Source organism: Faecalibacterium sp. An122, assembly GCF_002160895.1.
In the GTDB taxonomy this organism is placed as follows: Bacteria; Bacillota; Clostridia; order Oscillospirales; family Ruminococcaceae; genus Faecalibacterium.
In genome coordinates this window covers 1-21,232 of sequence record NZ_NFLL01000037.1, presented here as the reverse complement: position 1 = coordinate 21,232, position 21,232 = coordinate 1, and the positions used below count along the sequence as shown (strand labels likewise).

30 protein-coding genes and 1 pseudogene are annotated in these 21,232 nt (G+C 54.2%); all 31 read left to right on the top strand.

The window, feature by feature from the left end:
* The coding region (locus tag B5E67_RS15975) for a hypothetical protein (protein ID WP_242957021.1) at nucleotides 1-841 on the top strand (841 nt) is incomplete at its 5' end.
* Between the two features lie 26 nt (nucleotides 842-867).
* Nucleotides 868-1,947, top strand: a complete 1,080-nt coding sequence (locus tag B5E67_RS14040) for an ankyrin repeat domain-containing protein (protein WP_087385750.1) — start codon at nucleotides 868-870, stop codon at nucleotides 1,945-1,947.
* A gap of 4 nt (nucleotides 1,948-1,951) precedes the next feature.
* Nucleotides 1,952-2,572 (top strand): hypothetical protein, encoded by a 621-nt coding sequence (locus tag B5E67_RS14035; protein WP_087385749.1) that lies wholly within the window; start codon nucleotides 1,952-1,954, stop codon nucleotides 2,570-2,572.
* Nucleotides 2,573-2,585: 13 nt separating this feature from the next.
* Nucleotides 2,586-3,176, top strand: coding sequence for a hypothetical protein (locus B5E67_RS14030; RefSeq protein ID WP_087385748.1), 591 nt, complete (start codon nucleotides 2,586-2,588; stop codon nucleotides 3,174-3,176).
* A 14-nt stretch (nucleotides 3,177-3,190) separates the two neighbouring features.
* On the top strand, nucleotides 3,191-4,030 hold the full coding sequence (locus tag B5E67_RS14025; protein ID WP_087385747.1) for a DUF2262 domain-containing protein: 840 nt from the start codon (nucleotides 3,191-3,193) through the stop codon (nucleotides 4,028-4,030).
* 13 nt (nucleotides 4,031-4,043) lie between these two features.
* Nucleotides 4,044-4,547: a DUF2004 domain-containing protein gene (locus B5E67_RS14020; RefSeq protein WP_087385746.1), complete on the top strand. Its 504-nt coding sequence runs from the start codon at nucleotides 4,044-4,046 to the stop codon at nucleotides 4,545-4,547.
* Nucleotides 4,548-4,563: 16 nt separating this feature from the next.
* Nucleotides 4,564-4,974 carry a hypothetical protein gene (locus tag B5E67_RS14015; RefSeq protein WP_242957020.1) on the top strand — a complete coding sequence of 137 codons (411 nt, stop codon included), beginning with the start codon at nucleotides 4,564-4,566 and terminating at the stop codon, nucleotides 4,972-4,974.
* Nucleotides 4,975-5,023: 49 nt separating this feature from the next.
* Nucleotides 5,024-5,626 (top strand): hypothetical protein, encoded by a 603-nt coding sequence (locus B5E67_RS14010; RefSeq protein ID WP_055270404.1) that lies wholly within the window; start codon nucleotides 5,024-5,026, stop codon nucleotides 5,624-5,626.
* Nucleotides 5,627-5,648: 22 nt separating this feature from the next.
* Nucleotides 5,649-6,284 (top strand): hypothetical protein, encoded by a 636-nt coding sequence (locus tag B5E67_RS14005; RefSeq protein ID WP_087385744.1) that lies wholly within the window; start codon nucleotides 5,649-5,651, stop codon nucleotides 6,282-6,284.
* Between the two features lie 25 nt (nucleotides 6,285-6,309).
* Nucleotides 6,310-7,908 (top strand): Imm5 family immunity protein, encoded by a 1,599-nt coding sequence (locus tag B5E67_RS14000; RefSeq protein WP_087385743.1) that lies wholly within the window; start codon nucleotides 6,310-6,312, stop codon nucleotides 7,906-7,908.
* Between the two features lie 73 nt (nucleotides 7,909-7,981).
* On the top strand, nucleotides 7,982-8,536 hold the full coding sequence (locus tag B5E67_RS13995) for an SUKH-3 domain-containing protein (protein ID WP_087385742.1): 555 nt from the start codon (nucleotides 7,982-7,984) through the stop codon (nucleotides 8,534-8,536).
* A gap of 23 nt (nucleotides 8,537-8,559) precedes the next feature.
* Complete coding sequence (locus B5E67_RS13990) at nucleotides 8,560-9,408, top strand: YwqG family protein (RefSeq protein WP_087385741.1); 849 nt, start codon at nucleotides 8,560-8,562, stop codon at nucleotides 9,406-9,408.
* A gap of 4 nt (nucleotides 9,409-9,412) precedes the next feature.
* On the top strand, nucleotides 9,413-10,417 hold the full coding sequence (locus B5E67_RS13985) for a DKNYY domain-containing protein (RefSeq protein ID WP_087385740.1): 1,005 nt from the start codon (nucleotides 9,413-9,415) through the stop codon (nucleotides 10,415-10,417).
* A 15-nt stretch (nucleotides 10,418-10,432) separates the two neighbouring features.
* Nucleotides 10,433-10,978, top strand: coding sequence for a hypothetical protein (locus B5E67_RS13980; RefSeq protein ID WP_087385739.1), 546 nt, complete (start codon nucleotides 10,433-10,435; stop codon nucleotides 10,976-10,978).
* Nucleotides 10,979-10,994: 16 nt separating this feature from the next.
* The gene (locus B5E67_RS13975) at nucleotides 10,995-11,321 is read left to right on the top strand and encodes a DUF5713 family protein (RefSeq protein WP_087385738.1); all 327 of its coding nucleotides are present in this window, start codon (nucleotides 10,995-10,997) and stop codon (nucleotides 11,319-11,321) included.
* A complete protein-coding gene (locus B5E67_RS13970; protein WP_143405434.1) occupies nucleotides 11,318-11,677 on the top strand; it encodes a hypothetical protein in 360 nt (119 codons plus the stop codon). Before B5E67_RS13975 ends, B5E67_RS13970 begins: the two co-directional genes overlap by 4 nt.
* A 3-nt stretch (nucleotides 11,678-11,680) precedes the next feature.
* Nucleotides 11,681-12,445 carry a DUF4241 domain-containing protein gene (locus B5E67_RS13965; RefSeq protein ID WP_242957023.1) on the top strand — a complete coding sequence of 255 codons (765 nt, stop codon included), beginning with the start codon at nucleotides 11,681-11,683 and terminating at the stop codon, nucleotides 12,443-12,445.
* Nucleotides 12,446-12,456: 11 nt separating this feature from the next.
* A complete protein-coding gene (locus B5E67_RS13960) occupies nucleotides 12,457-13,416 on the top strand; it encodes an NTF2 fold immunity protein (RefSeq protein WP_087385735.1) in 960 nt (319 codons plus the stop codon).
* A gap of 8 nt (nucleotides 13,417-13,424) precedes the next feature.
* Nucleotides 13,425-13,661 (top strand): hypothetical protein, encoded by a 237-nt coding sequence (locus B5E67_RS13955; RefSeq protein WP_087385734.1) that lies wholly within the window; start codon nucleotides 13,425-13,427, stop codon nucleotides 13,659-13,661.
* Between the two features lie 15 nt (nucleotides 13,662-13,676).
* Nucleotides 13,677-15,158 carry a hypothetical protein gene (locus tag B5E67_RS13950; RefSeq protein WP_087385733.1) on the top strand — a complete coding sequence of 494 codons (1,482 nt, stop codon included), beginning with the start codon at nucleotides 13,677-13,679 and terminating at the stop codon, nucleotides 15,156-15,158.
* Nucleotides 15,159-15,172: 14 nt separating this feature from the next.
* Nucleotides 15,173-15,727 carry a hypothetical protein gene (locus B5E67_RS13945; RefSeq protein ID WP_087385732.1) on the top strand — a complete coding sequence of 185 codons (555 nt, stop codon included), beginning with the start codon at nucleotides 15,173-15,175 and terminating at the stop codon, nucleotides 15,725-15,727.
* A gap of 18 nt (nucleotides 15,728-15,745) precedes the next feature.
* The gene (locus B5E67_RS13940) at nucleotides 15,746-16,357 is read left to right on the top strand and encodes a hypothetical protein (RefSeq protein ID WP_087385731.1); all 612 of its coding nucleotides are present in this window, start codon (nucleotides 15,746-15,748) and stop codon (nucleotides 16,355-16,357) included.
* A 29-nt stretch (nucleotides 16,358-16,386) separates the two neighbouring features.
* Entirely contained in the window at nucleotides 16,387-17,037 is a 651-nt protein-coding gene (locus tag B5E67_RS13935) for a hypothetical protein (protein WP_087385730.1), read from the top strand.
* Between the two features lie 70 nt (nucleotides 17,038-17,107).
* The gene (locus B5E67_RS13930) at nucleotides 17,108-17,707 is read left to right on the top strand and encodes a hypothetical protein (protein ID WP_087385729.1); all 600 of its coding nucleotides are present in this window, start codon (nucleotides 17,108-17,110) and stop codon (nucleotides 17,705-17,707) included.
* Between the two features lie 2 nt (nucleotides 17,708-17,709).
* A complete protein-coding gene (locus B5E67_RS13925; protein WP_204246560.1) occupies nucleotides 17,710-17,952 on the top strand; it encodes a hypothetical protein in 243 nt (80 codons plus the stop codon).
* 18 nt (nucleotides 17,953-17,970) lie between these two features.
* Nucleotides 17,971-18,840, top strand: coding sequence for an NADAR family protein (locus B5E67_RS13920; protein ID WP_087385727.1), 870 nt, complete (start codon nucleotides 17,971-17,973; stop codon nucleotides 18,838-18,840).
* On the top strand, nucleotides 18,828-19,286 hold the full coding sequence (locus B5E67_RS13915; protein WP_242957016.1) for a C-GCAxxG-C-C family protein: 459 nt from the start codon (nucleotides 18,828-18,830) through the stop codon (nucleotides 19,284-19,286). Before B5E67_RS13920 ends, B5E67_RS13915 begins: the two co-directional genes overlap by 13 nt.
* Before the next feature lie 15 nt (nucleotides 19,287-19,301).
* Complete coding sequence (locus tag B5E67_RS13910; protein ID WP_087385725.1) at nucleotides 19,302-19,610, top strand: hypothetical protein; 309 nt, start codon at nucleotides 19,302-19,304, stop codon at nucleotides 19,608-19,610.
* Between the two features lie 2 nt (nucleotides 19,611-19,612).
* Complete coding sequence (locus B5E67_RS13905; RefSeq protein ID WP_242957014.1) at nucleotides 19,613-20,299, top strand: hypothetical protein; 687 nt, start codon at nucleotides 19,613-19,615, stop codon at nucleotides 20,297-20,299.
* A 14-nt stretch (nucleotides 20,300-20,313) separates the two neighbouring features.
* On the top strand, nucleotides 20,314-20,724 hold the full coding sequence (locus B5E67_RS13900) for a hypothetical protein (protein WP_087385723.1): 411 nt from the start codon (nucleotides 20,314-20,316) through the stop codon (nucleotides 20,722-20,724).
* An 11-nt stretch (nucleotides 20,725-20,735) separates the two neighbouring features.
* Nucleotides 20,736-21,232 (top strand): annotated as a pseudogene (locus B5E67_RS13895) (hypothetical protein); the annotation flags it as partial.

Genomic DNA, 21,232 nt, shown 5'->3' with positions numbered 1-21,232 from the left:
CGAGGGGGACACAAAGCCACTGAATATAGAACAACTGAACTTCTGTTTCCATTTGATGTTGGGGAAAGCCTCGCCTAAAATGCTGGAGGTCTACCGCTTTCTGGCGGAAAACACCCAGCGGATCGCCCAGCTGAAACGCACACCTGTTTATTCTGATGATGATTGTACCTCCTGGTGGATCACGGACGGGCTTCGTATTTGGGATGCTACACCCAAGGAAAAAGAGAAAATTCCCGCTGTGGTGCTGACCGCCTCCCTGATCCGCAACCCGGACGAGCGGCTGCAAGCATTGGCTGATGAGCTGAATGAACGCTACGGCGGCAGCTGGCTGATGCCGGTCTTTATGAAGGCGATCATCACCCAGCCCAAGGAACAGGTATACGAGACCTATTCGCCCCTTCTGGATACGCCGCAAAAAGGCTTTTTGTTCCATGCGCTGGGAATGCTCCATTACCGCTGTTATCCGGAAGGCTGGACCTATGAACGCCTGGGCCCGGATGGAATGATCGCTCTGATTTTCTGGGGCGATTATAGCTATGGAACCTATGACACAAGGTTCATGTTTGAACGGTATGTGGAGCTGGATGAGCGGTGGCTCTTTGATTTGGCCAAGGACCCAGAGGGCCGCAAACCTACGGTGACATGGCAGACCTACAACCGGGGTGGTGTGCTATATGGAAGCTACGACGAAATGTTCATCAGCCTGCTGCCCCTCAAGGTGGAGAACCCGGAACTGAAGCGCGTTCTGTGGAACTATTTCCGCATCCGTAGCCAGAAAAAGAAGGTGGCTAAGAGCATCACTGTTTACAAAGACGCTGCTGAGCGGTTCGGGGATGAATGAGTACAAGTCGAGAAAGCAGGTGCCTTATGTACCAAATTGCATATATTGGCCGCTGGGAGACTCTCCCGGAAACGGCTGCCGCCATCTGTGACCATGACACTTCCAAGCTGGAGGCGTTGCTCCAAGGCGGTCTGGATCTGGATGTTCCCATTCAGATCAGCGAATACATCAAGCTGATGCCATTGGAGATCGCGGTTTTTCGGAATGATGTACCCATGATTCACTTCCTGCTGGAGCATGGAGCTAATCCTGATCTGGCAGAGGAACAGCCTCTGCTGCTCACCGCCGCCCGCTGTTGTGGGCCGGAGGTGGTGGCGCTCTTTGCTGGACAGGCTGCAAAACTCAGCCCGAAGCAGAAAGAGCGGGCCTTCCAGGAAGTGCGCTGGGGCAAGCGCCCAGAGAATATCCCGGTGCTGGAGCAAGCCGGGATCACAGTGGACAAGTTTGGCGGCGAGGCATTCCGGGCGGCGGTGTCCGATGGACAGGCCGAGCTTGCCAAACTGCTGCTGGAAAAAGGGGCGGATATCAATTACCACAAGCCGGACATGGTGTTCCCTTACGCCTCCACCCCTGTCACCGAGGCCGCCCGCTCCAACAATTTCTCCATGGTGCGCTGGCTGGTGGAACAGGGAGCGGATATCACCCTTGTTGACAAATACGGTGACCGGCCCTACAGTGTGGCAGTTCAAAACAAAAATCAGGAGCTGGCCGACTATCTAAAGGCCCTGGAGCCAGAGGAATGGCACAACGAGCAGGAAAAGGTCCGGCAGCTCATGCCCTACAAGCTGCCCGCCAAGCTGGTGGAATACTTGAAGACCGGCCCCCTGCGGCTGGAGTTCCCGGATCAGGAATGGGTGAAGTGGGCGGAGCTCTACTCCTTCATGGATATGCAGGAGATAACCTGGAAACGGAAGAAGCTGCTCTCCCTCATGGTGCAGATGGACAACTACAGCGACTACCTGCTGCTGTGGAGCTCCAGGGACAAAAAGCTGTGGTATCTGGACATCGAGCATGAGGAATTCCACCCTCTGGCCAAATGGGATGACTTCATCGCAGATCCCGGCCGGTATCTGAACGGGATGATTGAGGGCGAGTTTGAGGAGTAAAGCCATGACATCAATAGACTTTCTGAACAAGGTACATAAAAGCCTGGACTCGCAGGAATATAACCTCTCTTATTCTCCGGCCAAGTCCAAGAATTATATGTTGTACTGCAACGGCAACTTTATCGGCGGCCTGTTCGATGAGGAGCTGTGCTTCGTTTATACCGACAGTGTGAGCGAGCTGCTGGGGCAGCCGGACCCCGTCTATCGCGGCTACTCCAGTACCGCCCAGCACAGGATGCTGGTGATCCCGGAGAAATACTGGGCGGAGGCGCTGAAGCTGCTCTATGCCGAGAAATTTGACTGGAGCCGTTTGGTGTACGACATCACATACACCAGCATTGGCGCGGCTGTGATGGAGGACTTCTACGACGAGAATGTGGTATTCCTGCGGTTCTGCTTTGAAAAGGAGCTGCTGAAAAAGAACCCGCTGGACCGGCGGAGCCGGATCATTCGGATGGTCTATCTCAACCAGGACCTGACAGAAGCGGGCAAAGTTCTGTTCCCCAGACTGCTGCAAAAGTTCCTTGTTTTTACAGACCGCGGCGGAAAAACCAGTCTGGAAACCATGCTGAATCGGTGGTACACCGCACTGGAGAAGGAGTACCGCAATAAGACGGCGGAATAAGGAGGGCCACAACATGACAGAGGAAAACAGAATCTACATCACCCATCTCAAGGTCACGGATGTCCCGTGGCACCGGCTCACCACTGCCTATGGCCGGGGGACGGAGTTCCCCGCACACCTGACGGTGCTGGAGCAGATGTGTGATTTGGCGTCCGTCAAAAAATCTCTCTATGAACTCACCACCAACATGGAGCACCAGAGTACCCTGTGGCACGCCACCCCCTTTGCCATGGTGTTCCTAAGCCGGATTCTGGCGAAGGGTCTCGCAGAGAGCAGCCGGAACCCCACGGCCCATTTCCTGGCCGGGGAGCTGCTGGACTTCTTTGCCTGCATCCTTCAATGCTTCCACGATGGAGACGAGATGGAACACGCAGCCCCTCTCCCCCGCTTTTCCGACCTGCTGAAGGAAGAATACCTGTGGTCGGAGGAGTACGACGAGGAAGAAGATGAGATGCGCTACGAGGAGGACGAGATCTTCCCCGATGACCTGTTCTACAGCTTCTATTACTACTCCTGGGCAGCAGTAAAAGCCTACCAGGATGCGTTGGAGCAAGTCCCGGCGGAGTTTGCCCAGCCTGCCGCCGCAGTGCTGGAACTTCTGTAAAGGAGGCTACACCGATGTTTGAAGAATTCTATGAGATGTACGAGCCCGAGGAGCAGGAAGTGGTCGCCCTGATCAATCGCTGCATCGGGGGCGGATATAACTGGAAAGGCAAATTTTGGGAAATGACCATTGTGACGCTGGGCATGGTGTTCTGTGACACCGGCAAGGTCACCACCAAAGAGGAGCGACTGGATTGGCCGGTCACCGAGGAGGAACGCAATAGCGACAAGGGCTGGGGCCGCTTTCAAAAAGAGCAGATCTGCCGCCTGAAGATCCGCCGGATGAAGGAAGAACAGGCAAAGGATCTGGTGGTGCGCCCCTGGTGTATCTCCCAGGTGGTCAAGGCCCATGAGGTCTGCCCGGAACTTGAGGCCGTTCTGAATGAGTACCACAAGCCGGTGGTGATCCAGGACCAGGTGCTGGGAGATCTGACACTGGACAAGGACTATGATACCTTCGAGGGCGAGATCCAGTGGTGCGGAAAGGATGTGAGCCTTTCTTTGGAGGTCAATGCCGAGAGCAAGCCCTCCTGGACCCGCGCCCGCAGTGCCGCCAAGAAGCTGCTGGCCGACTGTGACACCTGGAACAAGGCCATGCGGGAGCTTGCGGCAAAGAACCTGACTGGGCTGGCCAACGACTGGATCTCCCAGGATGAGGAAAACCCCCGCAATCCGGCAACCGACCCTATCACAGAGGACGAACTGGCCCGGCGAATCAGCATGACGAGCCTTTCCGTCACCTCCGGCGGCAGCTTCACCGCCTGGTTTGACTGCGACGAGATGTTCACCGACCATGCGGTCACAGTCTACGGCTCCTTGAAAAAGGGCCTAAAAACTGCCAACATTGAGGGGTAAGGAGGATAACATTATGAAACTGAACTGTAAACGCATTGATTTTACATATACGCCCGGCGAGGAGATCTTCAACTTTCCCGAGGAATCGAGACTACCCTTTATCTTCGATGTAGAGGAAGAACTGACCGGCGATCCTGCTGCCATGGATGCGGTGGGAGAAATGCTGGATGAGGCGGAGAAATTGGCGGAGAAGGCCAAAGCCGCCATCAAAGCGGCGCTGGCGGACGAGGACAGCCGCTACCATAGCGTTGTGACATTTTTTATGGAGTTCCACCGGGACGATGTAGGCCCGGATATTGCGGCGGAACTTTTTCCGGGAACCGACCCATCCAAACTGTCCTTTGCCGAGATGGTGGACTTTTTGAAGCTCAAGCGGTTCGGCAGTCTGGTGGATGACGAGATGAATCAGCAAGTTTTCATTATGGACCTGTCCTTCAACCCGGAGATCACCGACGAGCTGATGGTAATCTACTTTGACTTGAACAAGGAGATTTTCTGTATTACCCATGAAAGCTGATGAAAGAGAATTGCCTATGGAAAAAGCGACTGCTGTTAATACCTGCTTAGGTGTTTTGAAGGGACGGGACTGCATCTATCTGGATCAGGTGAAACAGGATGCTCTGAACAATCTGACCTTTACGGGGGACATCAATGGGCATCTGATCTCCCAGCACAGGGACGAAAAAGACTGGGTTCCCTACACACTCACCTTCCGGCAGGTGCTGGCCTGTTTTACCTGTGAATTGGACACCTATGAAAATCTGGCTGGGACGGAGTATCTGGATGGCAGTTCCTTCGATTTAATTGAGGACAGCACCTGGCTGGAGTCTCTGCCTGTGCGGGAAGACTTTGACAAAGGCATCTATCAGCACTACCGGCTGTTTACATACGATGATGTTTACGACATCATTGCGGTTTCCTATGAGTTTGTGGCAGAGTTGTAAATGCCTGAAACATGGAAGACCATTGGATGGATCTATCAAGGAAGGAGGTATGGCGATGAAACAGAATAAGCATCAGTTGGAGCATCTGCCCACACTTCTGGTTCAGCAGATCCGCCTGCAATGGTATAAAGACTGCCGGGGCGGAAATGCGGCCGCACAGCGGAACCAGTATCCCAGAGCCATGCGTCTGCCTAAAGACTTCTTCTCCTATTATCCTTTTGGTCTACCTACTCACTTTGCATCTATCATACAGAGGCCCGATGGATTTCAGATCGATAGGGACTGTCGTAGGCTGATGGAGTGGAAGCCGAATGGCACAATGCGGCTTCACCCTTTCGAACTGATTCAGCAGGAGCCCGGAATCCATGTGCGCTACCGCAATGATTGGCACATCGGGGCGATGCCGGAGCGATATACCTACGATAAGACCGGGCAGAAACAGCCTCTCAATGAGCTGGCATTGGATTTGGCTCCCGGCGAGTATGGGAGAGCTGTCTGCAATGGGCGGTTCCGGGACTGGGATACAGGAATCTGGTATTATGTACTGGATATTTTGAATGTGATGCCGCTTACAGAACCCACTGACTCATTGACCAGTTTTACGGACAGAGAGCCTAATAAGATATATACCCAGATTGACCGACTGTGGTGACGAAAGACAGGAGGATAACCACATGATTTCCACAAAAGATTTATCTGGCCTGCCCAATGCGGAGCGCCTGAAAAATTTCTGCAAAGGGTTGGCTGCTCTGGACATCATCATGGTGGAGGAGGAATGGAGCTTTATCCGCCACTATACCTACAACCCCGCATGGCGAAAAGGCAAAGAGGCATTCTTTTCCACTGATGGCAGTGACCAGAGCATGATCGTCATGTTTGCGCCGGAAGGCTGTGTAATCAACGGTGTGGATTCCGAACTCTACGACTGGGAGGAAAAACTTCCCCGAATCGAAGACCTGACGGATGGGATGCCCCCTGCGTTGCAAAAGCTCATGGGCAGCCGTGAAGTCAAAAAGATGAAAAGTACCTTCTGCGTCTGGACGGAAGATGGCACCACATGGCACTGCAATCCCATGGACGGCGAGGACGCATCCAAGGATCTGCTCTCCACGATTGATGGCAATCCACAGAGCTATGTGGATTATGGGAAGTGGTTTTACCCAGCAGACCTGCCTTTGGAGGCTGTGCGCCAGCTTGCTGATGGGATTCCAGTGACAAAAGAACTGGTCACTGCGTTGAACCCGAAACGCAGCGATTGGGAAGAAATCAAGGCAGGCCTGGATAAGATCGGGTATCCCCATAAGTTCTAACTACCGTTTAAGGAGAGAAAAGAATATGCATACAGTAATAGAGCAAGCCCAAAAGGAGCTGATTGAAACCGGTTGCTTGCGTGTTTCCGCAAGGCAGAAGCTTTGGCTGGCTCTGGGTCCGGCAGAGGTAAATGAACAGCACCCCGGACCGCTCACCGAAGCTGTGAGAAAACGGGCGCAGCTGGCCCTGGCCTGTGGGAAAAAGGTTTCAAGAGTGTGGAGTGCCTATGATGCAGAGGACAAACGTCCCCAGGCTCTGCTGCGGAAGACCAGCGCCTATCTGGATGGAAAATGCACCGCAGAGCAGCTGGATCAGCTTCTGACAAAAACCGACTTCATGTCCCTGATGGATGAGGAGCGATACAGCAGTGCCCCGCTGGCGGCGCTGGCCGCCTGGAACGGGGCAGTGACTGCTCTCTACGATGAGCCGCTGCTGAGCCCCGACCGCATAGGATGCAAGGAGGAGGATCTCGACTTCTATGACTGGGATGCCGCCTGGTGTGCGGCAGTAGCCTGGGCAGGCCGGGACGAGGACGCCAGCGCCGGGAAACAGCGGGTGGAAGAAATGAAGTTTTGGGCCTGGTACCTGGAACAGGTCGCAGAGCTGTTGGGTGAGGAAGGCTATCGTTTTCCCAAAAAGGAAATCAGGAAATTCCAGGAACAGCAGGAGCCGCCCCGTCCGGTGCCGGAACAGGCTGATCTGGAGGACTTTGTCCGGTATATGGGGCTGGGGGAATTTCTGTACTGTGCCTGGCAGGCACAGGATCGATGCTATGTGATCTGGACTGTCAATCGCTCCATGAAAGCGGTGTGTCCGGAGTGCGGCGCCGAAATCATCCAGCCAAAGTTCTGGTATGGCGTCAACTATCTGGACGATGCGTTCCCTAAAAATGGACCAACTATCCGGCTTCTGGGGAGAATCCCATGGCTGAGTTGTCCCGATCATCCAGATGCCAACTGCCGGATCATCGGAGGGGAATCCATCAATGTCAAGGCAGCCTGGAAGCGTTATCTGTCAGTACCTGGGCGACCGGAGGCATTTCTGGCGGAGCTGAAGCGCCGGACCGTCAATTCCTACAATATAGGTGAAGTCTTTACCAGTCTCAATGAACAGACCGATTATCACCATTGCCAGATCATTCCCCCAAACATCAAGGGAATCCGGTGGATCGACCCGGATATGGAGGAGATGGAGATCGACCTGGCAGCCTTTGGGCCCCATGTCTATTTCCAGAATCACCCCCTGGAGGAATACTGCCGCTGTTATCCGGACCGAGTCCAGACGGAGAAAGATGGCACACTTCTGCTGACCATGGAGCGCCACTGGGTGCGCTGTGAACGGGATGAAAACGGCGTCCTGACCCGTGTGGTCCTCCGGTCCCGGTTTATGGTGCGGTTTGACCGGAATGCAGAGGCGGCAATCAAAGCCAAGCTGCTCCATGAGAACCAGAGTGCAGCTTTGGGCGAGATTCTGCGCTGTTCTGATCGGGAAGTTGTGCGGATGCCCTGGGAGGAGCTGCGCAGCCGGCTTTCGGGTCTGACCCGACCCGAGGCACTGGCTGCACAGAAGAAACTGCGGGACAATGGCCTGCTGTGCGATCTTTTGCCCATCCCCCGAAGGTGACAGCCCAATACAGGAGCGGTATTTTTGTTTTAAAGTGGAGGAGCTTATCCATTATAGGCAGGAGGCAGGCATCATGATCAAAGAACGCATCCCTATCTCCGGTGATCTCAAAAGCAAGGTCAAGCAGCTGATGGAGTACGCCGGATGGCAGGAAGGACGAAAAGTGGACATCTCCATTGCGGAGCAATATTACGCCGATCATGGCGTCCCTATGATGAAGACCACCCAGCGGTTTTACCGCAAGTATTTCGGCCTGTGCTGTGAGTGGTACTTGGAGCAGAAAAAACTGAACTGGGCGGCTGACTTCCAATTCGCTTTGTTCCCTTACCTGGTCAACGGGATCAAAAACCATTTGGAAGAAGCCTATTTTCGGGATATGTCCGGCTGTGAACTGGCAGAGATTGAACAGGCTGCCGGTGAAAAATGCCAGCCCATCGGTCATATCGGCTACTACTACCCGGCAGAGGTCTGGATCTCCGAGTACGGAAAACTATATGCGAAATATGAGTATCAGGATGAGATTGAGTGCTTTCCGGATGTGTTTGCCCTGATTGAACGGGATCTGCGGCAGTGCAGATTTGATTCCGCTGCCATGAAAACGGTTGAGGCACTGGATGGAAAGCTGTAAGAACTTAACAAGGAGGAACTGACATGAGCATCAAAGAGAAACTGGAGTCGTTGGGCAGAAACAGCATTCAGCTGAAAATTGCCAGAAAAGAAACATACAAGCTGGGCGCCACCCGCTTCGGCGGGAAGCCGGATGTGCCGCCGGACTTCGTTTGGCCCACCTATGAGGGCGAGAGCTATGACCATGTGGTGAAGGATCGTCCTCTCACTTTCCTGGCTCAGTTCAACTGTGCGGAGCTGGCCCAGTTTGACAAAGAGCATCTTCTGCCTGATCACGGCCTGCTCTCCTTCTTCTATGAGACGGATACCCAGTGCTGGGGCTATGATCCCAAGGACAAGGGCTGCGCCCGCGTTTATTGGTTTGAAGACCTTTCGGCTCTGTCCACTGCGAACTTTCCTGCGGATATGGGAGAGGATTTCAAGTTTCCCATGGTCAAGATCAAGCTGGATGCCAAGACCTCCTATCCTTCCTGGCAGGACTTCAGCGAGATGTTCCCGGATGAGGAAGATGATGACGCTTTCGATGCGGCTTGGCAAGAACTGACCGGCGAGGACCCTGAGGACCCAGATGATCGCTCCCAGCTGCTGGGCTGGCCCGATGTGATCCAGAACAGTATGTTTGACGAGTGCGACCTGGTGACCCAGGGTTACTATCTGGGCAACGGCTGGCTCAATATCCCCAAGGAGGTCCGTCAGCGGGCGGAAGATTCCGCCCAGGACCGCTGGATGCTGCTGTTCCAGCTGGATACCGTGGAGCTTGGCGACTTTGAGCTGATGTTCGGAGACTGCGGGCACATCTATTTCTACATTACCAAAGAGGACCTGGCCGTCCGCCGCTTTGACCGGATCTGGTTGATCCTCCAGTGCTATTAAAATCATGAAACAGAACTTTACGGCTTGGCGCAATCAAATATTGCAGAATCCCCAGAACATTTCACCTCTGAAATTTGGAATGTCACAGGATGAGGTGATAGAAATTTTCGGCAAGCCCGATGCCGTTTCCACCATGAGAAGCGACGGGAAACCTCTAATCCTCAAATATCATGACATTGAACTGCATTTCGATAGAAAGGCTCCTCATGGGCTGCATTTGGTTTATAGTGACGAGGAAATCGAGCTGAGCATAACAGATCATCACAAAGAACTGCTGCAGCCGATCACAAACATAGAGCCGGTGGACAATGAGTTTTTCCTTCAAGATGGAGCCGTTTATTTCTCTGGCCTATATGAAAACGGCTTGCTGAAGGGTGTTTCGCCCAAAGACTTCTGCTGCTGGCATTACTGGGGCAAATCCTCTACGGCCTGCTTTCTCGGCGGGATTCGCCTGCGTGGAGCAGACCCGGCATCGTTTCGGGTACTAAACTATGCCTACGCGATGGACAAAACAGCCGTCTACACTACCAGCGGGAGAATCCCAGATGTAGAGCTGGCAACCTTCCAGGTATTAGACAATGGCCAGAACGATTCGGGTGCGCCCCAGGGATATGCAAAGGACAGCCGGCAAGTCTATTTCCACAACGGAGACGGCAAGGTGAAGATCATCAAAGGCGCGGAAGTTTCCTCTTTCCGCTCGTTGGGTGACACCTATTTTGCCAGGGATGAGAAACGGATCTATGCTTACGGTAAGCAGCTCCCCAAGGCAGATCTCCCCTCATGGGAATTGCTCAGTCACTGGTATTCCCGCGATGCCAGGCGGGTGTACTACCTCAATCGGGAGATTAAGGGGGCGGATCGGGACAGTTTTACGGTATGTACCCCGCCAGGCGCACCTCCGCTTGCCGATCATCTGGCCCGAGACAGAAACCATTTTTACTGGAACGACGAGATCACCGAGGAGGCGCAGTGGATGGAACAGTTGCGCGGGATAACGCAAGAACCATAAACGGAGGGAACGACGATGGATCATTTGAAAGTATTGCGGGAAAACCCCGATTTGGCAAAGGAATTTGATGTTCTGTTTGACTTCTCCCTGCTGGATGAACTGACAGAGCGGGATGAGGCGGAGGGCCGATGCACCTTCACTCTGCCCGGTATGGCCTTTGCCAGAGACGGCTCCGGTGGGGAATACCACCTGCTGGAGGACGGCTCCATCGGCTATTACAGCAGCGAGGGAGAGGCGGGCCGTCTGGCCGAGGGCATGGAGGACCTCTTTTCCCTGATCGTGAGCTGCATCTGCTGGCAGGATTACTGTGACGCGAAGCAGTATGCGGATGCCAAAACACTGGAGGAATACGGGCAGAGGCAGCGTAATATCAACTTGGAAGATATTGATATGGACAGCTGGCGGCGGGTTGCTGATGCCCTCGGCATCCCTACCGATGGGCCTCTGGCCCCCGTTCTGGAGCGGTTCCGCAAAGCGACGCAGCGCCAGCCTCTGTATCGGTGTGTGTTCCATGAGGACGACGGCAGCCTGACCGAATCCTATGACCTGATGTTTGAATGAGGAAGGAGCAATCCCTATGAAAACCTTTGACCCCAATTACAAACTGCTGGACGAAATGTATCAGGACGATTACTATCCTGCCTTTCTGGTGGACAAGGTAAAAGACGAGCTTCAGAAGGTCATCGACCTGCTGGAGAGCGGTGAAACCGACACCGAAGTGATACAGGAGACCCTGGACGAGGCGGTCAGCGGCATCAATGACCTCCAGGAGGAGTTTGACGAGCACGACAGCGAGATCGAAACGGTGGCCCGGGACTGCATCGGCGTCACAGTAGACTACATTTTGAAGTGGTTTGGCATTCCCATTGATATGGAGGAAGCCATCCGGGAAAGGGACTGGTGAAAACGATGTCCATTGAAAATATGTTTGGCGACCTGGATAAGATCGACATTCTGGCGGAAAAACCCGAAACAAAGGAAGTTTTGATGGTCCTCGTCTGCAATGGATTCATTGACGGCTCCCCGGAAACGCAGAAGGCCCTGTTGGACAAGATGGAAGGCTACCTGAACCACACCCAGAGCGAGGAATTTCAAAAGGAATATGGGGGCTGGTCCGTGATTTTGCGCGTGACCCTTGGCCGGGAGCCGGATGAGCGCATCCTAGCCCTGCTCAGCAAGTGCCCCGCATGGACGGAGGACTATGGCGTAAAGCTGGAAATTGAAATTGGAGGAAAACCGGTTCGCATCGTAGAGAGCTAACCTATCCTCAAACCGAAACAACAGGAGGAAACGAGTATGCCGACAACCGAATGGCTGAACAAATATGAATCCATCAAGGAGAAACTGGCCTGCAAGACAGACCTGAACGCCTATTTTACAGAAAACGTGATTGGGACCATGGGCGTGGATGTGTTGGACATTGGGGCAGTTCACTTCCCTACCGGAACCATCTTCGCCTGCGACCCGATGGTGGAGCCGGAAGACGCATCGCCCTTTATCCAGACGCTCCCTGTCGGGACTTATCCGGTAAAGATCTGCGTGGTGCCAAGTAAAAAATACGGCGACCGCTACGCCTGTGCCAAGGTGGAGGTCAGCAGAGAAAAGCCTGTCCGCTATGAGCTGGGCATGACCGGCAAAGAGAATCTGGACGAGGAACTGGACGAGGGTGATTATTTTGGCTTTGGCGTAGATACCGGGATGGGCTGTATTGCGGACATCCAGACCCAGGCGGTCCTCAAGATATACTGGGACAAACGTCTGGAGGAAGACCCGGACATCGACTTCTACAACGACCTGTTCTGCGACCTGCTGGAGGAGAACGCCAAGGCCCAGCCCCAATATCAATCGAGCTATGGCGACTGGCTCAACTGGACCGTGCCGGACACCGACTGCAATCTGCCCATCTTCGCCTCCGGCTGGGGTGACGGCTACTATCCGGTCTACTTCGGCTATGACGCAAAGGGCGAAGTCTGCGCCGTGTATGTGCATTTCATCGACATTGAATCCAGCTACAAAGAACAGGCATAAGGAGGCAAACCATGGAATGGCCAAAACGGGCACGGACAGCAGACTGGGTAAGTGGTGTCCTGACCTTAGACGGAGAAAAGCAGTTTGAAGTCCCGGAGCTGACCGCAGAGATCATGGAGCGGCTGACCGGTTACACCCTGGTGGGCTTCCATGTGAAAGGCTATCCGGTGACGGATGACCTGCTCTCTCCTTTTGCCGGACACAAAAACATGACCAACTTCGGCGTTGAGGACGGCGCCCTCACTGACGGCTGTTTCCCTGTCTTTTCCGCCATGCCCAAGCTGCGCTATCTGCTGCTGGACGGCAATGCCGCCATCCACGGCAGCGGGCTGTCCGCCCTGCAAGGCTGCAAGCTGGACCTTATCACTCTCAACCGCACCAGGCTGGACGATGCCGGACTGCTCCAGGCGGCCTCCATCCCCAGGCTCTCCCACATTCAGATCGACCATACCGCCGTGACATACGAGGGCCTGCTGGCCATCGCTGGCAACAGCCGCATCCAGCCGGTGGTCCATGTGCAGTTCACCCAGGAGCAGATGGAACACTTCTCCCAGCTCCAGCGGGAAAAGGCCAAAAAGCCCGTCCAACTGGACGAACAGGCGGCGGAGGAGTGCCGCAGGGTGTTGTCCGCTTTCTTTGCCGAGATGACGGAATGGGAGCGGTATATGGAGCGGGCCGGATTTGAGGACGCCGAGGCCGTACCCCGTCTGCTGGCGATCTGGGAGAAGTATGTGAGCGAAAAGCCCCGTCTGGGCTACCGGCCTCTGGGCCTCTCCTACAGCGCCCAGGGCACCTACAACGGAGAAGAATTCCTTGATGCAGAGCAGATCACAAAGAACAAGCTCTACATCTACACCAAAGAGCAAAATACCGGCTTTGACCGCCGCTTCCTGATGAAGCGTGTGGGCGATGGCTGGAAAATCGACGCAGTGCAGGAGCGGCTGGACGGCTGGCAGCGGACAGGATTGTGAGGCATCACATGGCTTGGAAATATGAAACCTTTGGCCCAGACGGTCAATGCAAATTATTTGGTGTGAATATCTTTGACTACGACTGGCAAACCACCGGAAAGCGAGTACAAGTCAAAGACCCCATCTATCACCAAGACCATACCTTCGAGGTCTGGCAGGTGGAGATTGACGGGCAGATCCACCGATTTGCCGCTGGAGAGTTCTCCAACTGCGTATGGGGATTCTATCTGGAAAAGAACGGATGAGAGGAGCGTGACGCCATGAAAGCCAGCGCCGGAGAGGTCTATACGGTCTACAACCAATATCTGAAACGCTACACCGCCTGTCAGGTGGCCTATATTGCGCCGCCGGACACGGTGAGCAAAGAGTCTTGGGCGGTGATCCTCTCTCTGGATTGGGTGGGCGACGCCCCTCTGACTGCGGAGGAACTGCCCCATCTCCGCCCACTCTACAAGGACTTCATGTACTGGCCCCGGGAGCTGCACCTACTGCGGGTGCCGGTGGAGGTCCCGCCCCAGTATAAACTGGTGGGTACACTTCCGCCCTTCACCGACCAGTCCTGCCGCTCCTATGGAGGCTGGAGTGACGGCTATGATGTGTACCTCCAGATCCGGTGGCAGGCCATCCCGGAGGAACGGCGGCGGGCCTTCAAGGAGGCCATGGAGAGCGAAGAGAAAACGGAGATCGGCGGTATCCCGGTGAAGGTCAGCAGCCATCGGGTGACGGACCAGTACGAACCATTCGATTCGGCGCTGGAACTAAAGGCGTTGCCTTGCCTCTCCGAACTCATTTGCGAGCGGTGGCACCCGGATCTGCTGGAGTTTTTGCGGGAAAACCCCTTTGTTGATGAAGTGACTTTGCTGAACCACGGTCAGAGGACACTTGATCTGCGGGGCACCAGCATCAGAAAGCTGATGCTGGACATGACCGGGCTGGAGGAGCTATGGCTGTGTGAGGGAACGGAGCAGCTCCTGTTCCAGAACAAGGGGCTGGACGCCTGTACCATCCATGCCCCCGAAGATGGCAGCAGCTTGACCCTCCAATTTATCGGGGAATACTGCCCGCACACGGAACTGCCGAACCTACGGGGGCTGCATGGCATCGAGCTGAAGGACTTTGATCTGACCGGTCTGGCTGCTGTCCATCCCCACCTGAAGGAACTGCGGCTCTGGGGCGCGCCGGGAAACCTGGGGAACTTCTCCGCCGTGGGAGGGTTCCGGGAACTGACGAACCTCTCCACCTTCGACCTGTTCGGCTTCGGCGCAGCTGACATCCCCACCCCGGAACAGATGCCGGAACTTCGCTGGTTCTGGATGACCAGCCTGCCGGAAACGGCGGCAAAAGCGGCAAAGCAGCTCTGGAAAAGCAAGCCGGGAATGGATCTGTGGATCACTAAGGCCCGGAAACCGGAGTGGCTGGCGCAAAACCTGGACAATCCCTTCCGGGGTTGGGACGGTGCGGAGCATATCCCCGCCTCCGCTGCGAAAAAGGCAGCCAATCAATACCGCAAGACTCGTTCCCAGCTGATGAAGCTGGCCGCTGCGCCGGGTGAGGACGCCCAGGCCCAGGCGCTTGATGCGGTGACAGCCTATACCCAGACCTTCAACAAGATGGGCTTTATCGAAACCGAGGAGCGGGATGAAATTTACATGGCCCTGCGGGGTATCCTGGATGCCCTGCCGGGCGATGCGCTCCAGAAAGATACCCTGATTGATAAATTTGATGAGCTTCGTGATTTTTGAGGAGAGCAAGCTGTATGATAGAGTTCAGCAAAGATCATAGTCCAGCATGGCTTGAAATGATGTCAGCCTATCAGGCGTTTCGGGCCAAGTTGTCTGAATGGTCATGCAAATCAGACCAAGTGAAACAAAAGGATTTATCCCTGGAACTTGATTCTTGGGAAAACCGGGACATTCATAGAAGGATGCTGGTGCTGGCTCTCCTGCGAAGCACTGAGATGTGGGATAAAAAAGTGCTTCTCCTTGTCCAGAAAGAACTGACAGAGGCCGCCTTATACGAACAGGATGAAGTTGCCGCTTATGCACAAATGGCACTTTCAAAACTCAAGGGCCAGTCGGAACGGCTTGTCATCGCTGACGAGGTTCTACGATTGGCGGCAGTTGAGGAGGAAAAAACGGTGCCTGATCCCGTTGTGTTCCACAACGGCTGCCTACTGCTGTACGATTTACAGTGTGAAGCGCATTTTTTGCAGTATGTAGACCGATATGCGAATCTGATCGAGCAAGCATACGGTTTAGAGGAAAAAGACTTGGCGGACATGAAGAGAACACTGCGGGCAGAAATAAAATAACATGAAGGGGGCAGTACATTGAGCTACACAAAATTCAGCAAGGCAGTGACCAAGTGGCTAAAAGCCAATGGCCTGCCCTGCTATGGAACAGCCTACGATAGCCCCGAGGAAACAAAGGCCCGTCTGGACGCATGGATGATCGGCAGCAAAGAGATTCTGCACCAGTGGATCATAGAAAAGCGTTACCGGGAACTGATTTCCTGCGCCCACGGAGGCTGGTATCAGGATGACGTAATTTTTGAGCCCTTGGCAGAACATTTTGTGGCGAACCACCTGTTTGATGAACTACGGTTTCTCTGTGAGCGCGGCATTCGTTTTTCTGTGGAAGATATGCTGTCAGCCATCAAATCTGAGAAAGAAGAACATGGTTCACCTGATCCAGAAATGATTCAGGCCATAGATGTTCCGAGCTATGTGGCAGGCCCCAATTATTCCGGTTTAGGCGAAATCGCCAAATACAGGAAACGGGCACTGGATCAGATCATCCGCTATACAGGCTACCTAAAGCAGATTGATGCGCCTGCGGAGTATTTGGATCAGGTACAAAACCTGCAAAAAAGTATTGCTGATCTGACAACGAAAACCAAAGACTTGAAACCATTCCGGTTTCACTTGCCGAGCGCGTTATAAGTTTCTAACGATCTCAAGAGGTACAAAATATGAAACACCTTAAAATTCTTGTCCCAGCGATATCTCTGTCGGCTCTCCTCTTTTTGGGGGCCTGTAACAGCAAAATCACTTCCTCCCCTGCTTCGGAACTTTACAGTCAGGGCCTTGCACTGGTATCTGAAATGAACGAAGCAATCCAAAGCGAAGCCTGGGTTTCCCTCTTTACAGGCGACCCCGCTGTGAGAGAAATTTTGTCAAACGCTGGCCAGGGGGACTTCTCCCAGCCCAAAGCCGTCTATGAAATCCAATTTTCCGACCAGGCCGTTACCAGCCTTACCGGCCAGACCGATCTGTCCGGCTTTTCTGAATCTTTGCAGAAGCGCATCCATGCAGCCATCCAAAGTGCCGCAGCAAACCAGATCAATGCCCTAGACGGTGCAGAAACCTTAGCCGCTGCCAGCATCTGCACCGTTTCGGACACCTTCGTCTGCGACGGCCTGACTGAAAACACCCTCTACCTCTACACCTATGAAAATGCCGCCCCAGTCATGGTTTCCTTTGTGGTCGGACAGGACAGTGCCGTATTGGCCACCGGTGTCCCGATTCTCTCTGATAGCTTCTCCCCTGACTCCCCCGAAAACGTCCAACTGTTCTTGGAAGGCTTTGGGGCACAGGTCAGCGAAATCACCATTCCAGACTAAATACACATGGTCTGGAACTTTATAGGACTTCAAACATGATACAATGTTCTCAGAAGAAAGGCTGCGCTATATGAGCCGCATTGTTGACGAACCCTATTTCACCCATAGCGTTTACAGCGCCCTCACCACCGGCATCCAAGTGAAATGCCCCAAGTGCCACGGCGCAGGTGTGGTGACAGCGGATGAGGATAACGCATATTTTCGCTGCCTAAGCTGCGGCCACCGGATGACGCAGGATCGGACGGTCTACCGCTACGATGTCCATAACCAGTGCAAAAACTGCGGAAGATACTACCGGGTGGATATTGAAGATGCGGCAAAACAGCACTTTTCCGTTCTCCATGTGGCCTGCCCCTATTGTGGGGCATCCATGCCGGGCGAGGTACACAAAACAGCAAAGGCTTTCTCCTACGCCTCTGAGATCAAGGATGGGAAGGACCCCTGGTTTGGCCTGGAACTGTGGTATTTAACCTCCTTCCAGGGTAAGCCGGTCTGGGCCCTCAACCGGGAGCACCTTGCCTATCTGATCGGCTATCTCAGCGCCGGCCTGCGGAAAAAGCCATCGGGAGGCCAGAAAAAGACGCAGGCCGATCATCTCCCCACCTTCATGAAAACCGCAAAGAACCGGGAGCGGATCGTGAAGCTGCTAAAGAAGCTACAGGAGGGATGAGGATGGATCAGAATGTCCTTTATCATGGTCAGCGTCTTACCCTGACGCGGTTTTGGGCGACGGGAGAGCCTTGCCTGTGGATCACCGACCCGGAGCAGATCGGGATGCCTAAAATGGAATTTGTGGGAGGCTACCCGGACGAATACTGCATTTTCCTGAAAAATCTGACGGAAGCAGAGCTGACACAGATCACATCCCTGGACGGCGCTCCGCTGGATGTAAAAGAAGAACTAAGCGATATCTGACAGGAAAGGACAAACCCTATGGCTCTACAAGATAAGAAAATAATGCCTCCCCCTTGGCTGGCCCACCGGGAGATCGAGCGATACTCCATTGGCTGGCGCATGGGCTATGGGGAGGATTACATAGACCGATTTGGCGATTGGCTGGACACCCTCTCCCCGGAGGAGCGGACGGAATACCGTACTCTCTTTCCCGAGCCGGTGACCTGGAGGGGCTGGTGGGAGGACGAGGACAGCGGCGAAGTGCTGGTACACGGTGACTTCCTGGTGGAGGCGTGGCAGCCGGAGGGCCGGCCCAAGTACACCCGCCAGTGGCTTCAGCAGGAGTTTGCCGATGGGAGAACGCGAGAGCTGTGCCTGTTCTGGGGCCATCAGCCATCCGAGGACGGCCAGCTGACAAAAAGCTGCCTCAGCCAGTGGTGGATGGAGGACTTCTATACGACGGCTGACTCCTACCTCTGCATGGAGCAGTATATGATGGCTGCCAAGGCCGAGCTGTTCGACGACAAAGAGATCCGGGACCAGATTTTGAAATGCAGCGACCAAAAGCAGATCAAGGCTCTGGGCCGCAAGGTGCGGGGTTTTGACCAGAAAGTATGGGACAAGTTCAAATACCCCATTGTGCTGCTTGGCAACTGGCACAAATTCAGCCAGAACCGGGATCTGCGGGAATTTCTTCTCTCCACCGGGGACAGCGTGCTGGCGGAGGCCAGCCCCTACGATGCCATCTGGGGCATCCGCCTCCCGGCCAGCTCCCCGGAGGCCCAGGACCCCATGAAGTGGCGGGGACAAAACCTGCTGGGCTTTGCGCTGATGGAGGTACGGGACGAGCTGCACCGGGTGACACAAAACGAAATGCTTTGCGATTGGAGTACAGTATGGCAACAATGAAACTCTACGAGCTGGTCAACTTTTACCACATCGACACCGACTTGACCTGTGCTGAAGCTATGTTCCGAGCCTGCAACGAATACTATGGCCTACATTTATCCGAGGAAACCCGCAAGATGTTCTCGGTGATGGGTATCGGGATGCAGACGGAAGTGTCCTGCTGCGGGGCTTTTACGGTGGCCGTGGGAATCATCGGTCTGATGACCGCCAAGGAGGGCCATACCGACGTGGACAATATGGAAGGATACCAGCTTATCTCGGAGCTGACCCTGTTCATGTTGAACCAATACGAAACTCTCCAGTGTGCCGGGCTGCAACGCCTGGAAATACCAGGCTACAAACGCCCCTGCCACGCCATTGTGGAGGCGCTGGCCAAAAAGCTGGAGGAACTGCTTCCCCTAAAAAAAGATACACCCCCATCCCGCCCCAAACGTATGTGTTCCTGAAGGGAGAACATTGAGATGGAGTACATCAAGCTCTTTTGGGAGGGCGCACCAGCGGGTGAACCATCAGTCATCCTCTATGAAGTGGATACCGAAAAGGAGCGGCTGGCCCATCGCTCCATTGATATCTTTGCCGACGGCCACACCCGCAACATCCCCGACCTTTACGACGGTGCCATCGAGATCACGCCAATCCCCACTGTGGAGGAATTGAACGCCCATGTCTGGGGCGAGGAATTCCACGCCTGCATCATAGAAAAGACGGAATTTGAGTCTATCTGGGAGAGCCGATCTTATAGCGGAGCTTTTTTGAAAAGCGAGGAATGACAATGGTCGAGATCAATCGCGTCTGGCTCAATGTGGATACGGACACCCACAAAATCACACTATTCAGCCGCCCCCGTATATCCATCCGTGTAGATGAGTACATTTGGAGCTTGATCGAAGAACATATCGTGAAGCCCCATAAGCTCATGCGAAGCGAAAAGCATAGGTATCTGCTGAAAATTTCGTTTGACCGATTTGATCCGGTGCGGCACCGATATTATCCGCTTTCCCCGTACAATGGGACGCTTCGGGAAGGCGTCAAGCCGGACAGCGCAAACGGATGGTATCCCCGTGAGGACTTTGCAGACAATGAGGGGCGCACCACCTGGTTCTCGCCCGACAAGATCTGGACAAACTGCGGCAACAAGGTTCTGGATGTCAATATTGATGCCGCCAATGTGAGCGAAAGCATCACCCCCAGAGAATACGCAGACTTGCTGTTCGATGGGATTGGGGCAGCGTTGGTATTTAACTTCAAAAGGCTCAAGCGCGAGGAGTTTGATGGGTTGAAACCCAAGATCGACTGGAGCATGGTAGAAAGTTTCCCCTTCCCCGCATCCTTTGAGGAACAACAGTACCTTGGGGACGAGGGCAAAATTCATGTGTATTCCTGGGATGGCCGGCAGGAAACGAACCTTGTAGGCCCCTATTCTGTGCGGGATTTGTATCTGGACCATTTCGGAAAATAGTTGGGAGGAATCTGATGAAACAGACAGATATTTATACTGAGGCTCTGATCTGTCTGCGCTCAATCCTTCAGGCAGACCATCCGGAATTCAAGAACTGGATCGACTGGTTGGAGCGGGACATTCAGGACTGGAATCAGCGGCGGGAGGTTGCCCATCATCTTCGGGCATACGGTGGTATGGGCTCATTCAATGATCTGCCCAGTATGCGCGGAAATCACGACTACATTTTTGACTTTCTAAAGTCTGTGTGCTATGCCTTCGGCCATCTTTATGGCAAACGGGAAGACATTTCGCCAGAGGCATTGATGGCGGAGTGCCTCCACGATGTAGAGCAGGCAGCCTATCACCCCCATAAGGCACTGAACCAAGCCATTGCCCAACACTTGATGCAGGGCGATCTACAGGAGAATCTGGATAGGCTGTAGGAGGACTTGCTATGAACGAAAGACTATTTCGCACCCAATTCAATCAAATGGAAACCACCGAGAAGCAGGCGCTGATGGAAAGCCTTGCTGCTCGTTATAATATGACCTTTCTCGGTCTACAACCCTTTGACCGCTGGGGCCAGAGCTGCACCACCGGTATATTTGAGAAAGATGGCCGGGAGTATGTTTTCGTTCCCGGCGATACCGTCACCCTGGGCTGGGAACGGTTTGCGGTTGGGCTGGATCAAGACAGCCGAGAGGAACTGGACTATCTGTTCCAGGAATGGGAGATGGAACAGGCCCCAGAGGAGATGATCCGGGAAAGCATGGCTCCCGTTCGGCAGGCAGCCATTGGCCCCATGCTGGTGGGCCGAAAGCTGGAAGAACTCTGCTGGGAGCCGGTCACAATGGACGATCCCAGACTGTCCGCCCATCCTGACTGGCTGAAGCAGTTCCGGGAGTTTGCCTGGAGCGACCTTGACAGCCTTACTATGCACCAGTCAGCCCG

Excerpts from the sequence above, each read along its gene's own strand:
- B5E67_RS14040 (WP_087385750.1), top strand. The coding sequence starts at position 868 with ATGTACCAAATTGCATATATTGGCCGCTGGGAGACTCTCCCGGAAACG.
- B5E67_RS14035 (WP_087385749.1), top strand. The coding sequence starts at position 1,952 with ATGACATCAATAGACTTTCTGAACAAGGTACATAAAAGCCTGGACTCG.
- B5E67_RS14030 (WP_087385748.1), top strand. The coding sequence starts at position 2,586 with ATGACAGAGGAAAACAGAATCTACATCACCCATCTCAAGGTCACGGAT.
- B5E67_RS14025 (WP_087385747.1), top strand. The coding sequence starts at position 3,191 with ATGTTTGAAGAATTCTATGAGATGTACGAGCCCGAGGAGCAGGAAGTG.
- B5E67_RS14020 (WP_087385746.1), top strand. The coding sequence starts at position 4,044 with ATGAAACTGAACTGTAAACGCATTGATTTTACATATACGCCCGGCGAG.
- B5E67_RS14015 (WP_242957020.1), top strand. The coding sequence starts at position 4,564 with ATGGAAAAAGCGACTGCTGTTAATACCTGCTTAGGTGTTTTGAAGGGA.
- B5E67_RS14010 (WP_055270404.1), top strand. The coding sequence starts at position 5,024 with ATGGCGATGAAACAGAATAAGCATCAGTTGGAGCATCTGCCCACACTT.
- B5E67_RS14005 (WP_087385744.1), top strand. The coding sequence starts at position 5,649 with ATGATTTCCACAAAAGATTTATCTGGCCTGCCCAATGCGGAGCGCCTG.
- B5E67_RS14000 (WP_087385743.1), top strand. The coding sequence starts at position 6,310 with ATGCATACAGTAATAGAGCAAGCCCAAAAGGAGCTGATTGAAACCGGT.
- B5E67_RS13995 (WP_087385742.1), top strand. The coding sequence starts at position 7,982 with ATGATCAAAGAACGCATCCCTATCTCCGGTGATCTCAAAAGCAAGGTC.
- B5E67_RS13990 (WP_087385741.1), top strand. The coding sequence starts at position 8,560 with ATGAGCATCAAAGAGAAACTGGAGTCGTTGGGCAGAAACAGCATTCAG.
- B5E67_RS13985 (WP_087385740.1), top strand. The coding sequence starts at position 9,413 with ATGAAACAGAACTTTACGGCTTGGCGCAATCAAATATTGCAGAATCCC.
- B5E67_RS13980 (WP_087385739.1), top strand. The coding sequence starts at position 10,433 with ATGGATCATTTGAAAGTATTGCGGGAAAACCCCGATTTGGCAAAGGAA.
- B5E67_RS13975 (WP_087385738.1), top strand. The coding sequence starts at position 10,995 with ATGAAAACCTTTGACCCCAATTACAAACTGCTGGACGAAATGTATCAG.
- B5E67_RS13960 (WP_087385735.1), top strand. The coding sequence starts at position 12,457 with ATGGAATGGCCAAAACGGGCACGGACAGCAGACTGGGTAAGTGGTGTC.
- B5E67_RS13955 (WP_087385734.1), top strand. The coding sequence starts at position 13,425 with ATGGCTTGGAAATATGAAACCTTTGGCCCAGACGGTCAATGCAAATTA.
- B5E67_RS13950 (WP_087385733.1), top strand. The coding sequence starts at position 13,677 with ATGAAAGCCAGCGCCGGAGAGGTCTATACGGTCTACAACCAATATCTG.
- B5E67_RS13945 (WP_087385732.1), top strand. The coding sequence starts at position 15,173 with ATGATAGAGTTCAGCAAAGATCATAGTCCAGCATGGCTTGAAATGATG.
- B5E67_RS13935 (WP_087385730.1), top strand. The coding sequence starts at position 16,387 with ATGAAACACCTTAAAATTCTTGTCCCAGCGATATCTCTGTCGGCTCTC.
- B5E67_RS13930 (WP_087385729.1), top strand. The coding sequence starts at position 17,108 with ATGAGCCGCATTGTTGACGAACCCTATTTCACCCATAGCGTTTACAGC.
- B5E67_RS13925 (WP_204246560.1), top strand. The coding sequence starts at position 17,710 with ATGGATCAGAATGTCCTTTATCATGGTCAGCGTCTTACCCTGACGCGG.
- B5E67_RS13920 (WP_087385727.1), top strand. The coding sequence starts at position 17,971 with ATGGCTCTACAAGATAAGAAAATAATGCCTCCCCCTTGGCTGGCCCAC.
- B5E67_RS13915 (WP_242957016.1), top strand. The coding sequence starts at position 18,828 with ATGGCAACAATGAAACTCTACGAGCTGGTCAACTTTTACCACATCGAC.
- B5E67_RS13910 (WP_087385725.1), top strand. The coding sequence starts at position 19,302 with ATGGAGTACATCAAGCTCTTTTGGGAGGGCGCACCAGCGGGTGAACCA.
- B5E67_RS13905 (WP_242957014.1), top strand. The coding sequence starts at position 19,613 with ATGGTCGAGATCAATCGCGTCTGGCTCAATGTGGATACGGACACCCAC.
- B5E67_RS13900 (WP_087385723.1), top strand. The coding sequence starts at position 20,314 with ATGAAACAGACAGATATTTATACTGAGGCTCTGATCTGTCTGCGCTCA.